Source organism: Pseudoalteromonas sp. S1609, assembly GCF_005887255.1.
In the GTDB taxonomy this organism is placed as follows: domain Bacteria; phylum Pseudomonadota; class Gammaproteobacteria; order Enterobacterales; family Alteromonadaceae; genus Pseudoalteromonas.
The window spans coordinates 1-397 of record NZ_PNDJ01000162.1; the positions used below are offsets into that span (position 1 = coordinate 1).

The following is a 397-nucleotide window of genomic DNA, read 5'->3' on the forward strand; positions in this document are numbered from 1 at the left end:
GGCAGCCCATTACGCAGCTGAAGGCTTAAAAGTAGCTCCTTACTGGCTGGTTACAACGTATTTCTTACATACAGTGGGTGAACTTTGTTTAAGCCCAGTTGCATTGAGTGCGGTAAGTAAATTATCTCCTCGTCGCTATACGGGTCAAATGATGGGTGTATTTGTACTTACATACTCAATTGGTAACGTAATTTCAGGCTTACTTGCTGGTAACTTTGATCCTAACAATGTTGCAGAAATTCCTAACCTTTACTTACAAATTGCATTATTTAGTATCGGTGTAGGTATCATCTTAGTACTGATGAGCTTCAAAGCTAAGGTATGGGAAAAACAAGGTTTAGAGCAAACCTCACCAGCCCAATAATTTAAATTAATCACAACGCGTAATTATGCGCTT

The 397-nt window shown here is 39.0% G+C and carries 1 protein-coding gene; it reads left to right on the top strand.

The genetic code is table 11. The features are described from left to right. A partial coding sequence (locus CWB76_RS19240; RefSeq protein ID WP_138609719.1) for a POT-type proton-dependent oligopeptide transporter occupies positions 1–364 on the top strand: 364 nt, incomplete at its 5' end. Between the last annotated feature and the right edge of the window lie 33 nt (positions 365–397).